The organism is Herpetosiphon llansteffanensis (assembly GCF_003205875.1).
Taxonomy (GTDB): Bacteria; Chloroflexota; Chloroflexia; order Chloroflexales; family Herpetosiphonaceae; genus Herpetosiphon; species Herpetosiphon llansteffanensis.
In genome coordinates, this window is the sequence record NZ_PUBZ01000157.1 from 1 (window position 1) to 14,742 (window position 14,742).

Annotated in this window: 6 protein-coding genes; 3 read left to right on the forward strand and 3 right to left on the reverse strand. The window is 47.6% G+C overall.

The annotated features are described in order from the left end of the window. Positions 1 to 296 precede the first annotated feature (296 nt). Entirely contained in the window at positions 297 to 1,295 is a 999-nt protein-coding gene (locus C5S61_RS24780; RefSeq protein ID WP_110519963.1) for a LacI family DNA-binding transcriptional regulator, read from the reverse strand. 332 nt (positions 1,296 to 1,627) lie between these two features. On the opposite strand from C5S61_RS24780, the gene pfkB reads away from it, so the two are divergent. Further along, entirely contained in the window at positions 1,628 to 2,623 is a 996-nt protein-coding gene (pfkB, locus tag C5S61_RS24785) for a 1-phosphofructokinase (RefSeq protein WP_110519965.1), read from the forward strand. 358 nt (positions 2,624 to 2,981) lie between these two features. Here pfkB and C5S61_RS24790 read toward each other — a convergent pair whose 3' ends face one another. Beyond that, entirely contained in the window at positions 2,982 to 4,880 is a 1,899-nt protein-coding gene (locus C5S61_RS24790; protein WP_110519967.1) for an endo-1,4-beta-xylanase, read from the reverse strand. A 151-nt stretch (positions 4,881 to 5,031) separates the two neighbouring features. Beyond that, positions 5,032 to 5,739 carry a metallophosphoesterase gene (locus C5S61_RS24795; RefSeq protein WP_110519969.1) on the reverse strand — a complete coding sequence of 236 codons (708 nt, stop codon included), beginning with the start codon at positions 5,737 to 5,739 and terminating at the stop codon, positions 5,032 to 5,034. Positions 5,740 to 5,858: 119 nt separating this feature from the next. Between C5S61_RS24795 and C5S61_RS24800 the strand changes: the two genes are divergently transcribed. Together C5S61_RS24800 and C5S61_RS24805 are read left to right on the forward strand one after the other, a co-directional pair. After that, on the forward strand, positions 5,859 to 7,967 hold the full coding sequence (locus C5S61_RS24800) for a glycosyltransferase family 87 protein (protein WP_124033505.1): 2,109 nt from the start codon (positions 5,859 to 5,861) through the stop codon (positions 7,965 to 7,967). Between the two features lie 360 nt (positions 7,968 to 8,327). After that, positions 8,328 to 14,540, forward strand: coding sequence for an RHS repeat-associated core domain-containing protein (locus C5S61_RS24805; protein ID WP_110519973.1), 6,213 nt, complete (start codon positions 8,328 to 8,330; stop codon positions 14,538 to 14,540). Positions 14,541 to 14,742: the final 202 nt, after the last annotated feature.

Here is a 14,742-nt window from a genome sequence, read left to right on the forward strand (position 1 = left end):
GGTCAGGGGTCGGGGATCAGACAATGGCTATAGGCTGTTGGCTATTGGCTATAGGAATATTAATAATCTGAGCGAATCTGTGTCAATCTGTGGCTAAAAACGTCCTTCGTGCGCTTCGTGTCCTTCGTGGATCAATTTTAACGCAGCGGCGCAGAGAAACCTTGGCTACAGGCTATAGGCTTTTGGCTTTGGGAACAATAATTTAAATAATCTGTGGAATCTGTGGCTAAAAACATCCTTCGTGCTCTTCGCGTCCTTCGTGGTTTCAGGCTTCTCTATGTTCTATGTTCTATGCTCTATGCTCTTTGTTCTATGCTCGATTCGCGCACAATCAACTCGCCTTGCAAAATGATTTTGCGCGTTGGACGCTGAGGATCAGCAACCCGTTGCAAAAGCAGTTCGGTGGCCGAGCGCCCAATTTCATCGGTTGGTTGCGCTAAAACGGTGATCGCAGGCTGAACCAAACTTGCCCAAGCAGTATCATCAAAGCCAACCAAGCCAATCTGCGCTGGAATGTGCAAACCCTGTTCGCGGATGGCTTGCAATGCGCCAGCAGTTAGCAAACTATTGCTGGTGAAAATTACTTCTGGTGGCTCGGGCAGGCCCAACAATTCCAAGGTTGTGCGATAGCCAGCCTCGCTCTGGGGGCGCACAAACCGCACATATTCAGGCTGAATATGCAACCCTGCATCGTGTAACACAGCTTCGAACCCGCGCTGGCGTTCGCGTCCGGTTGTGCTCGCCTCACCAAAAATCGCCCCAATTCGCCGATAGCCTTGGCTCAGCAAATGCTGGGTGAGCAGCGAGCCTGCGCTCAGATTATCCAACAACACAGCATCAACATCGCCGCTCCGCAACGAACGATCAATCAACACGGTCGGAAAGCTCAAATGCAATTCATGCCAGCGATTGAGCGTTTGCAAGGTAGGCGAGAATATTACACCAGCCACTTGTTCATCGCCCATCAATTGCAAATAGAGTAGCTCTTTTTCAGGATTCTCATCGGTGTTGCAGAGCAGTAGATTGTAGCCATGAGCATAGGCCGTATCTTCAACCGCCCGACTAACCGCAGTAAAAAAGGGATTGCGAATATCTGAAACGATCAAGCCCAAGGTCTTCGATTGCTGCGAGCGCAAGTTGCGCGCAATCAAATTAGGCCGATATTCAAGCTGGGCCACTGCCGCCAACACGCGTTCGCGCACCGCTGGACGCACATGGGGATGCTTGGCAAGAACCCGCGAAACTGTTGCCGTCGAAACATTCGCTGCTTTGGCAACATCTTTGATGCTGGACATGGCTCACTCCCCTTGGCAGTAGTCGGTTGCAGGGCTAAAACGCTTGCGCCATTATAGCAGATTCCAGCACTATTTTTTGAAATATACTGTAATCGATTTCATAAAAGACTAATCTAAAAATCTAGATTCTGCTGCAAAATAAATTTCTCAAAGCGCTTCATTTGATCTATTTTGACAAAATCTTTGTAATCGATTACATTAATTTTAGCGCCTGAATGCAGGGTAGACTCCACCAATCAGGGCTAGCTCATTTACCCAATTCGTAATTCTACCAATTTACAAGCACTGCCGCAACGTGCTGGGGCATGGCGCAGTGCTGCTGAGGTACAGCAATGATGAGCATTGTGACATTAACCCTTAATCCAGCCATCGACCAAACGATTTTTATCAACGATTTTCAGCTTGAAACCGTCAATCGCGCTTACGATCTAAAAAACCATGCTGGTGGCAAAGGCGTAAACGTCGCCTCACTCTTGGCCGCCACAGGCCATCCCGTGGTCGCAACTGGCTTTCTAGGCGACCAAAACGCCGAAATATTCGATCGGCTGTTTGCCGAAAAACAGATTGACGATCAATTTATTCGTATTCCAGGCCAGCCACGGGTTGGCATCAAAATTAGCGATCAACAAACCCAGCGCACAACTGAAATCAATTTGCCTGGCCTAACCCCAACCAACACTGAATTAGCAGCAATCCGCACGACGATCACCCGCTTGGCTGCTGAAAATAACCAGTGGTTTATTTTGGCTGGCAACGTGCCGCCGGGCATTCCCAGCACCATTTACGGTCAATTGATCGAGATTATTCAGGCAGCAGGTAAGCAGGTAGTGTTGGATACCAGTGGCGAAGCCTTGCGCTATGGGCTTGCAGCAGCCCCAACCATTGCCAAACCCAACCTTGCAGAGCTTGAGCAATTCGTGGGCTACGCGCTTACCAGCGAACAAGCAGCAGAAAAAGCAGGCCGCGAACTCTTGAATCATGGCATCAACATCGTCGTGATTTCGATGGGCGAGCATGGGGCGCTGTTTATCGATGCAGCACAAAGTTTGGTGGCAATTCCGCCAAGCGTTGCCGTCCAAAGCACTGTCGGCGCAGGCGATGCGATGGTTGCAGGTCTTGTTGCAGCCCAAACCCAAGGGTTGGATCTGGCAGCGAGTGCCCGTTTAGCAACCGCTTTTGCAGCCGCCAAAATTACCCAACTTGGCAGCAACTTACCTGCAAATGAGGTTGTTGCGCAAATTCAGGCCGAGGTTGTGGTGCGCCCGTGCAGCGCCCAACACGATCTTTTGCAATGGAATACCAGCCAACTCAAAGGCGTTCCGCTCTAAAATTTTACCGCACCGCCCAGATCTCTTGCCTTACAAGGGTAGGTTTAATGGTGGCGTGTGGAGCATTCCCTGCCCCCCTAGCCCCCTCTCCCACTACACGCGGGCGAGGGGGAGCCGACTCTTTTTTTAACGCAGAATTGCGGCAGAACCGCAGCGTTAAAGCCCCTCGCCCGCCGCGTGGGAGAGGGGTTGGGGTGAGGAGATCTTCACAACCGACCCTTTTAAGCCAGCCCCCTCTCCCACTACACGCGGGCGAGGGGGAGCCGACTCTTTTTTAACGCAGAATTGCGGCAGAACCGCAGCGTTAAAGCCCCTCGCCCGCCGCGTGGGAGAGGGGTTGGGGTGAGGGAACGCTCCTCTACGGTACGATGCTACATCCAACTCCATTCAGAGTAAAGCTGGCCGGAACTGTATTTGCGCCACTATAGCTGGATTGGAAGCCAAACGAGGCTGAGCCTTGCGGCGCAATCACACTGTTCCAGCTAAGATTACCAGCAACCACAGCATTGCCAGTTTGGGTTAAGCTGCTATTCCAGCCGTTGATAATTTGTTGATTACCAGCGAAATTCCAATTGAGCACCCAGCCATTGATTGGCGTGTTGCTAGCATTCGTCACGATCACATTTCCTATAAAACCAGTATTCCATTGGCTGGCAATTGTGTATTTGACACTGCAAGCATTGCCAGTGGGTGTTGGGCTAGGGCTAGGAGTTGGGCTTGGCGTTGGCGTATTTGTTGGTGTGTTCGTTGGCGTGCTGTTTACGATTGTGACACTGACGGGATTTTGGGCAAGTGCACCACCCCATGTCCAGCCGCCACCAGGAATTGGCACTTCGCCCGTTGCGCTAGCATTCAATTGCACTGTACCCAAGGCGGTTGCTTTAAAGGTAATATTTTTGCACTGGGTTGGGTGTTGATTATATTTACAGGGCATGCTCAACGGTGGATCAAGCTGTACCAAGCCAGCAGGGCTGCTGGTCACAGTCGTATATTGCAAGCCAATATTCACATACTGAATGGTCAGTGTAAACACTTGCCCAAGCGTCACTTGGCTTGGCGCGCTCAAAATCAACTTTGGTTGCGGCGCAGCCTGAGTTGGCGTTGCGCTCGACGTTGGAGTGTTGGTTGGCACAGCAGTATTAGTTGGCTGGGCCGTGGGCGTGCTGCTTGGATTTTGCGTAGCAGTTGGGGTTGGCGTAGTGCTGCGACCTTGCAATAAGCGGTTGTAAATCGCGGTGTAGGCTGGCTTAGGATTGTACTGCTCATCATAAATCAAGGCCGCGCCATAGCCAGGAAAGGAATTCGGAACCCACGAATATTTATCGCTAAAACCCCAAAATTGAAAGGCTTGGCAAGCAGGCTGACGCAAACAGCGATCAAGCACATTTTGATAGACCGTTGCTTGTTGAGCCAAGCTAGTGCTGGTTGCAGGCAATTGCAAACGTACATCGGCCTCAGTTACATAAATTTTCAAGCCCAAATCAGCAAAACGCTGCATATTTTGGGCAAAACTGTTGTAATTAATCCCTGAGCCAAGCAAGTGCATCTGAAAACCAATCCCATCGATCGGAATCCCACGGGCCAAAAAGTCTTTGGCCATGGCATACACAGCATTGGATTTGGCGTTAACTTCTTCGATGTTGTAATCGTTGTAAATTAGCACCACATCGGAATCAACTTGGCGCGCCCGTTTGAATGCCAACTCCACATAGCTTTGGCCGATGGTGTTATACCAAAACGAGCGCCGATAGACTCCGCTATCATCAAAAACTTCGTTGGCCACATCCCAAATTGCAATGTCGTTTTTGTAGCGCCCAACCACGGTGTCGATATGATCATACAAAATGCTGGTTAGTTCGCTGGCCGTCCAGGTTTGGTTGGCAACCCAGCCCGGGTTTTGCTGATGCCAGAGCAACGTATGGCCGTGGATTTGCTGGCCATAGCTTTTGGCAATTTGAATGTGGCGATCAACGGGGGCAAAATTGTAGCTTGTGCGTTGCGGATGCACTGCATCCCATTTTAATTGGTTGCCTGGCGTGTAAATATTAAACTGGCCGCCCAAAATTGCCTCGTATTGCGCAGCATCGCCAAAATTCCAAAAATCGCTATCAGCAGCGCTGCCAATTAAAAATGAGCCAGCAGCTGCGCGCAAGGTTTGGGCACTCGTTTGGCCGCTGCTTGATTGCCACCAACCGAATTGTCCAAGCATAAATCCGAGCATCAGTGCGATCCACCAGTAACGTCGTTGGCTGTTCATCGATCCTCCTTGATCAAGGTGCGATGCGCCCGTTGCTTCGGTGCTTCCTACAATGTTTAAGCAGCATCACGGTTAAGCTTTATTTGAGACCGCTCCCAAAGTAAAGATACGTTAAGGAATATCAGCTTGTCAAGAGCTATTTTAGAAAAGCTTAAGGATTAGGGTTGAGCAAGATTGGCGTAAAGCCGAGGGCATCGCAGGCAGTTAATTGATAAAACACGCTCTCGACGTGGCCAGTCGTGGCGTTGGCCCATTGTTCTGCTTGGTGGAGGTGGCCGTAGACACAGGCATGAGCATTGGCGGCAGCGATGCGTTTGGCAAATTCGGTTGGCTGGCCATCGCGGAAAGGGGGAAAATGCAGCAGCACATAGATCGGGCGCACATCCTCGGCCAAAACTTGTGCTCCAGCTAAGGCCCGTTCTAAGCGGCCAAGCTCGCGCTCATAAATTCGCTGATCGGTCGTTTTATCAAAATCGCGGTCGCCGGGCACGGCCCAACCGCGCGTGCCACAAACCACAATCTCATCAACGATCACAGCATCGCAATCGACAATCTGCAACGACGCTGGCAAGATGGCGCGCACCTTATTTTTGCTGCTCCACCAATAATCGTGATTGCCCTTGCAGAGCACCTTTTTGCCTGGCAGTGAATCGATCCAAGCGAGGTCGGCGCGCACATCGTTGAGGTGCATGGCCCATGAAATATCGCCAGCGATCAAGACCAGATCATCGGCGGCAACACATTCGTGCCAAGCCTTGGCAATGGTTGCTGCATGATTGCGCCAATGAGCGCCAAAAACATCCATTGGTTTATCTTGCCCGCCAGCAAGGTGCAAGTCGGCAATAGCCCAGATTCGCATAATATCAGCCCTAGCAGATTGTTCTAAGCAGCTATTGTAGCATAGCTCGCTTGATCGAAGCATTCTACTCAACGTGGTATCATAGCCCAAATGACATTGATTTAGCGGAGCATGGTGTCGTGTTGAGTACAGTGCTGAAAAAACAGCAACGCTATCTATTAATTGCAATCTGGTGCAGCTTAATTGGCTTAATGATCATCGGCTGGAATCAAGCGAGCCAGGTTGTAATTGATGTTGGAGCGAGCAAGCAGCAAGATGGCTTCAGCGGCTTCAATGATCCGGAAAAGAATGAGCAATTTAATTATCGTTGGACCAAGAGTGATGCCACAATTGCCATACCTTTCCAGCATGGCTCAACGCTTTTAACATTTAATGGCACGGTTAATCCTCAAGCAGAACAGGTTGAATTACTGGTTGGCGATAATCAAAAGCTTCAAATCAATAATTCTAGCAGCGAAGCATTAGCAATTCGCAATTATCATATACTCATTCCACAACATACAAATCCTTGGGGTCACGTTATTATTGGAATCAAAAGCTTAATTCCTGAAGAGCGTACAGATAATCGTGAATTAGGTTTGCTGATCGATCAATTAACGATCACTAATAATAAAACTGCTTGGTCGTTACCACCATGGGGTTTGCTTGCGGTTGTTTTGGTATTACCGTTATTCTGGCTCTATTTATTAACAAAACTATTTCCAGGCAAATTTTATCTTATGCTTGGAATAAGCAGTATCAGTATTATTAGTATTATTAGCCTATGGATTTGGCAAGCTGGATTAATCGAGCCACATTTAGTAAGCCTAGCAATTGGTAGTTTCGTTCTTTGTGTATTTACCGCATGGATGCAGAAGCTCTATCATAGCGATTGGGAACCAGTTAAGAAGCTCGTGTTTTTATTAATTGCTGGCATATTTATCCTATCTGGCTATTCGATGTGGTTTTATGGGGTAGAAAATTGGATTGATTGGTGGAATTTAGCAGTTGTTGGCTCACTATTTGGCTTGATTATGCCATTTATTTCGCAACGCTATAGCAAAATTATTGCATTTTTCGTCATTGTTGGTATCATTGGTTATGGTATTCGTAAGTATATTTATGTTTTTGAACGTGATTATGCTGATGATTTCAAAGCTTTATATCGTGGCCCAAGCTATTATTTTCAAGGCACAGGGCTTTACGATTTTGCGGCAATTGCTGCTAACCAATTTGGCAACAGTTATAAATATCCACCATTTTTTGTCTTTTTTATGGCTCCGTTTACCCTATTGAAATTTACGCCTGCAATTCAATCGTGGCGGGTCTTTAACCTTGTGATCATGCTGATTGCGAGCGGAGTGTTGTTACGCGGTTACCGCCAGCAATGGCGTTCGTGGGCAGCCATCGGGCTAGGGCTGATCATCTTAGTATTTCAACCGATCAACGATAGCCTGCGCTATGGTCAAGTTGATATGCTGATGCTTTTGCCCTTGGCGATTGCGACTGTCGCATTGCTCAAGGAACGTTGGCAATGGTTTGGAGCAATGCTGGCCATACCGACCATGCTAAAACTATATCCTGCATTTCTCTTAGCCCAAGCAGTCATTGCCAAACGTTGGCGCGCACTCATAGCCTTTGGGCTGACATGCAGTGCAATCCTAACCCTCAGTGTGCTTGTTTTAGGTTGGGATGTACATGCCCAATTTGTTCAGCATGTGCTGCCAACCACCAGCGGCGGCACGGTCTGGGTCGAAAACCAAACCTGGAATGGCTGGCTCAATCGGCTGATCAACCCAACAATTGGCTTAACTCCCGATAGCTCGCAGACGGTTAAACTGCTGACCTACCTGATTGCGGCAGGCTTTAGCGGCTTGGCTTGGTGGTTTAGCCGCAAAATGACCTTGGCCAATGGCTTTGGCTTATGGATTATCACTATGCTGATGGTCTTGCCATCAACCTGGATTCACTACCATGTCTTGTTGCTGATACCCATATTTCAACTTTTGGTGCGGGTGCAGCAAACCAAACAACTGCCAGCCTGGCCAATCTTTGGCTTCTATGGCTTGGCTTGGGTTTGCTTGAGCACCGGCAATCAATGGACGTTCTACGATCGCAGTTATCATGGTGGTTTTTGGGCGCTGCTGCTTTCGTATAAATTATATGGCTTAGTTTTGCTCTGGTTTGCCGTAGCATTTGATGCCACTGCTCGTTTGGCAACACCTATCCAAGATTCAACTAAAGCCTAGGCACATGAAACATATCAGCATGTCCTTGATCAATCAATGGGGCATGCTGATCGTGAAAACCTTGCGCAATTAGCACTTGCATATTGTTAATCTTTTGCTATAATCGCACTGATGAGTAAATTAGAGATTGCAAGGGAGGTATTAGTAAAGAATTGAGAGTATTTTTGAAGGTTCATTCAAGGGTTGATTTTGAGACAATCAAACCTTAACGATGAGACAGAGAATACAGAACTACCTTCATTCAAAAAACAAAGTTAATACGTAGCTAACGCTATTCATTATGTTGGAATAACACGATTATGATTAAAATTAATCATAATTCTGTTGACCTTGGCATGTTTTCTTATTTGAGAGAATTCTATGTTAATTTCTTCACGCCTTAAGCGTGCAGTTAATGCTGCTTTATTAACAGCATTAACTGCTTCTTTGCTTCCTAGCCAAGCAATCAATGCCCAAGAAAACGTTCGTATACCAGATCAAGTATTACCTAATCAACAACCAATTGTGGTTAATCAAGCTACGCGCTATGCTAGTATTGCAATTAATCTACATTCCACAAAATCTTTCGTCAAAGTAGGTAATACTACAACATTTAAAGTAGATATTCGTAATGTTGGAGCACTTTCTGCATCAAATATCATTGTTTCATTGCCTGTCCCTAAAGGTGCAACTCCCATTTCAAAAGATGGGCTTAATGCTGATAAAACTGAATGGACATGGAATCTTAATACGCTAGAACCAGGAAAATCGCATACTTTTGAAGTAAGCATTCAGGTCAATGAAAATATTCCAGCAGGCGCAGTTATTGCGACTGCTACAGTCAACAGTCCTCAAATGGCTCAGCCAATTGCTAGCAATAGTGGGTTTGTGCTCATTCCCAACACAGCCGAGCGCAATCCCAACCCAACAACCTCTGCTGATGGGCGGGTAGTACTAGCTGAAAGTAAAGCAGTTAATCCTACGTGGACGATGACAACAGATGTATCAACCATGCATCCAACCCAACGTGGACTTGCCCCAGTTGTTGTTTCAAGCTCATTGCAAAGCCGAGGAGCAGTTAAAACCCCAACAACGTTGGTATGGAATTACACTGATGCTCAATTAACTGCCTTAGGGATTGATGCAGCCGATTTAACCCTCTATCATTATGTTGCGGAGCAAAATCGCTGGGAAGTGGTAGCTAGCGATGTAGATCTGGTTAAGCGCCAAGTAACAGCCCGAATTGCAGCCCAAGGGCCGTATCAACTTGGCGATGGTTCAACCCCTGCGGAAGCCTTTTTGCCAAGTTTGCAAGCTTGGCAAACAAGCCTTTTTACCGGGGCAGCAACCAGCTCCTATCCAATTGATGTTCCTGCGGGTCCAGCTGGAATCAAGCCAAATATCGCGCTTTCCTACAATAGCACCAGCAGCGATGGGCGGAGCGGAATGCGGACAAAACAACAAGCTGGGTGGGTTGGGCGTGATTGGAGCCTTGATAGCGGTTCAATTAGTGCCAACGTAATTAGCGTAAATCCTGCAACCGCCAATGTCATCAACTACTATTCATTAAGTGTCAATGGCATCGCATCCGATCTGATGCGTGGTGATGCACTGGTTGCAAACCCCCAACTCAGCAACCCAACCCATTGGGCATGGCGCATGACCGACGAGTCGTTTGCGAAAGTTCAGGTTGCAGCAAATGGGGTTTCAACCAGCAGCCGTGGTGGGTTTGTCAATGGACAAGCGCAAGCCCGTTATACCTGGACAATTTGGAGCAAAGATGGCACGCGCTATGAATTCCAAGATGATCTCTGGTGGGGCTGGAATGACTGTAGCATTTCGAATAAATTACGGCTCGAAACCTACAAATGGTTGCTCACGCGGACGGTTGATCCACATGGCAACAGCATTAATTACAGCTATGGCCGCGATACGTTTGCTGGCGCTTTGCGCTCGTGCGACCCATACAACAATGCGCAGGCAAAGGTTGATCGAGAAGTTTGGCCAGCTGAAATTACATGGGGCGGCAATATCAACACTGGGGCGATTGATCGCTATCGGGTTGTTTTTGATGTTGAAGCTCGGACCAATGATTTAACCTTTGATGCTGCTCCAAATCAATATGAAGGCACAAATGGCGCAGTTCGTCAAACCAAGTTGCTTGATCAAATTTTAGTCTATAGCAAACAAGCAAGCACATGGGAGCTTGTGCGCGGCTATGATTTAAATTACGACTATAGTACAAGTGCGAACATTTCAATTCAAAATGGTTCAAACTATACCAGCGACGCAACGACGAGTAAATTGACCCTTACCAGTATTCAACGCCTTGGCAATACAGGCACAACAGGCTTACCATTAACAACATTTAGCTATGGTGCGCGGGTTAACGCCCCAACGCCAAATGCTGATTGGAATCGTTTGACACAAGTTAATAATGGCCAAGGTGGCACGATTAATTTTGCCTATGAAACCATTGGCTTGCTCAACGGTAACAATAAATTTATCAATAATCATCGGGTTACCAGCAAAACCCTCAACGATGGACGAGGCAATAGCTATACAACCAACTATAGCTATAGTAATGCAGCCTACAATTCAATTGGGACACTGCTCGATACAACCCAATCGTCAGTCCAGACCTATGCAAACTCAGCTGTGCTGTATTACAATCTCAAATTTGATCAATCGCACGACAATAGTGCATGGCTGCAACGCCAAGCTAACACTGAGTTTCGTGGTCACTCAAAAGTGGTTGAACGCGACTCAAATGGCAACGAAACCGACCACTATTTCTATCAAGGCGATGCTGGCTGTAACCCTACCGCCACAGGTACTGGCCCACAGATTTTCAATGATCTGTGCTTCCAGCAAATTCGCGATCGTGAAATTCTTAAAGGCAAAGAATATCGCACGGTGCAACGCCAAGGTGTAAGTAGCACAATGCTCCGGGAGGCCCTTAATACCTATACAGTTGAAATGTATAGTTATGGTGCAACACCGCTTTCAGGCCTTTGGTCGTCATTCAACTACACCAACGAAGTCGCCAATATCAATCGTGATGCCGCGCCTTCTGGTGGGCCAACCGAAACCGTCAATCGCACCAAGTATTACTACGAGCCAATGAATCAAGGCGGCGTGCAATACGGCAATGTGACCAAAGTTGAGGAATTGGATATCACTGGGGCAGTCTATCGTTCAACCATCAATACCTACAGCCCCAACACCAGTAGCGCCTATATCGTCGATCGCTTGGTCACCCAAGTTATTCGCGACGGCCAAAACCGCGTCTTGGCCTTGACCGAAAATCGCTACGATAATGCGGTTACAACCCAAGCGGTGGGAACGCGTGGCTTGCTGACCTTGGTGCGCAAATATACCAATGTGCCGCTCGCAGCCAGCACAACGGGCGTAACCCTCACCAGCAGCGATACCAGCTATGGCTATGATGCCTATGGCAATCCAACCACGGTGACAACCTATGCCCAAGCAGGCACGCGCTTGTTCAATGGCACAACTACCACATTTAGCGCACCAGGCAATGGCTCAAGCAGTAGCACGGTTACCACAACCTTTGATCCAACTTTCCATGCCTTCTCAACCAGCGTCAGCCAACCAACGGGCAATACCAATAGCCCAACCCTGAATGAAAGCGCTGGCTACAACTACCGCATGGGTACTTTGACCAGCGTTACCGATGCAAATAGCAATGTAACAAACGCTGAATATGATGCCTTTGGCCGCATGGTGGCATTAATCAAACCAGGTGATAGCAGCGCCTTGCCAACGCTCAAAGCCCACTATGAAGATGCAAAAATCCCCTTCCACTATTGGACGGAAACCCGTGAGCAAAGCGGCTTGGCTGGGGTTCGCATCGATAGCCAATTCTACGACGGCATTGGTCGCAAAATTCAAACCAAGCAAGAAAGCGTCAATGGCAGCCAAACTATCGTGGTTGATACCAAATACGATGGTTTGGGCCACGTTACCCATGAAGCCCAACCACGCTATGTTGCTGAAACCAGCACATCGTTCTGGGAATATACCGCGATTCCAGGCACAGGGGTTAATTGGACAACTAAGACCTACGATAGCCTTGGACGCTTGCTAACCCTGACTACACCAGATGGCGCGAAAACCACCAAACGCTACTGGCAATACAACAATATGAGTGTGGTCGACACGATCGATCCCAATCGCCATCGCACCCAACATCGCAACGACCAATTTGGCCGCTTGGTCCAAGTGCAAGAATTAAGCGGTGATTGTACAACGTGGGCCTTCTTCAGCGACTTTAGCTGTGTAGGCAACTACACCACCACATGGGCCAGCTATGGCATGACAACCTATGCCTATAGCCCACTTGATTTATTGACCACCAGCACCGATGCCAGTAACAATGTCACGAGCATGACCTACGACTCTGCTGGTCGCAAGCTGACCATGAACGACCCCGACATGGGCGTATGGAGCTATAGCTACGATGTTGATGGCAACCTGATCAGCCAAACCGATGCCCAATACCAAACCCTGAGCTTCGAATACGACTTGCTCAATCGTGTAACTGCCAAAAAGCAGGGTAGTATCATTCTGGCAAGCTATGCCTATGACCAATTTGATAGTGCCCATAGTAACGGCAGAAACCAACTAACGAGTATGACCGATGTCAGTGGTAGTACCAATTGGGGATACTCGTTAGGAGGCGAAATCGCCAAAACTGCTCAAGTCGTTGACGGAACAACGTACATTACACTCAATAGTTATCGGGCTGATGGAAAACCTTTAACTACTACCTATCCAACCGGCGAAATCATTACCTATAGTTATGATGCTGCTGGTCGCCAAAATGGCCTCACGTCAAGCCTTGGTGAATACATCCAAAGCAATGTGACCTATGATGCCTTAAGTCAAAAGATCAACGAAATGTTCCAGAATGGGCAACAAACCAACTATGGCTATGATGCGCTTTCCCAACGCTTAACCTCAATCACTACCTACGATAGCGGCATCATGCAAGAGCGCTTCAAGCGATCATTTACCTACGATCTTGCAGGCAATGTTCGCACAATCGCATCACAAGATAGCTTGAACCCAAATGAAATCATGCGCTATAGCTATGATCACCGTGATCGCGTAACCAATGCCTGTGCTGTCAGCAGCAGCAGTAGCAGCGTGTGTATTGGGGGCGCAACCTTCAATCAAAGCTATGGCTACGATGTAATTGGCAATATCACCACCAAAGCTGGGGTTAATTACAGCTATACCAATGGCAAGCCCCACGCGGTTTCGAGCATTGGCAGCCAAAGCTATAGCTACGATACCAACGGCAACATGCTCAATGGTGGTGGCCGCAGCTACACCTGGAACATCGAAAACCAACCAACCCAAATTAGCACCAGCACGGTTACCGAAACCTACAAATACGATGGTAACAATATTCGTGTAAAAAAGACTAGCATCGGTAGTGGTACTACAAAAAGCGTAATTTATATGGGTAATGTCGAATATTGGAGCGATGGTACAATTGTCTCCAACTATGGCGTTGCTGCCCGAACAACCACGGGCAATCCAAGCACTAGCAACCGGGGCAGTGTAATCTACTTCCATGCCGATCACCTTGGTTCAATTGGCGCAATCACCAATAGTAGCGGCACAGTCATCGAAGCTGAGCGCTATGACCCATGGGGTGCAACCCGCAGCGGTAACCTCAGCAGCACCGAGTTTGGCTATACTGGTCAACGCACAGATGATGGCACGGGATTACTATTCTACAACGCTCGCTACTATGATCCAGCGATTGCCCGTTTTACCAGCGCTGATAGTGTTGTTCCAGATACATCACATCGCTCATATACTGTTGATTATCACGAATTAGCATTTGGTATGGCGCTAGCCAATGAAAATAAGCAAAGCTTTTGGTTTTTGCTCTCGCGACAAGCCCGGCAACGAGCAATTCAACCGTGGGGAACCACGAATCCACAAGAATTGAATAGATTTAGTTTCGTCAATAATAATCCATTAAAGTATACAGACCCAAGTGGACACTCGGCCTATATGACCGATAGACAGGCTACCTTGCTTTCTATTGAACTTGATCAGTTATCGGCCGATATTAATCATTTAGCAGACCAACTTTTTCTAGGACACTTATCATTAGCAATACTTGTAGGTTCTCTAGCCCAGCTAGGAGTAAAATATACATCCAACCTTGTAGTTGCTTTACTATCTTCTCTTGTTAAGGATGTATCAGCTACAATTACGTCAGCTGGAGTACAGGTTGCAATAGAACTAGCTGTTTTTTATACACTCAAGGATGCTGCAAAAGATTTAGGAGATCTGCATCTTCTCATAGATAGGGCTAATGCAAGTGGGCAAGGAATAGCGATGGCTCAAACCGGAAGTGAATTTTGGATTATGGATAGGGCAACAGGAGACATTTTTAAATGGGATAATCCTTGGTGGTTTGACTGGCAGGCTGGATGGCAAACACCTAAAGAGTTTTGGTTGGGCAAACCTTTTGGGAATTGGCAAGTTCCAGGATTATTTGTATTTTGCGAGGATTTCGCACCTGGAGATCCTCGTGTTAATTGTTGAAAGAATTATATAATACGTCTGATGTGAGTTATCACGAACGTATTCCTTGACAAAAAACGACGGAAGTCCCACGATGGAAGTGCTTACCCACCATCAGAAGGAGTTCCGTCGATGTCCAGTATACCATTGTCTGATGTGATGACCATCCTCTCTGTCCTCGTTGATGATTGGTATCAAGCGTCACCGCATGCCACCAGCGCAC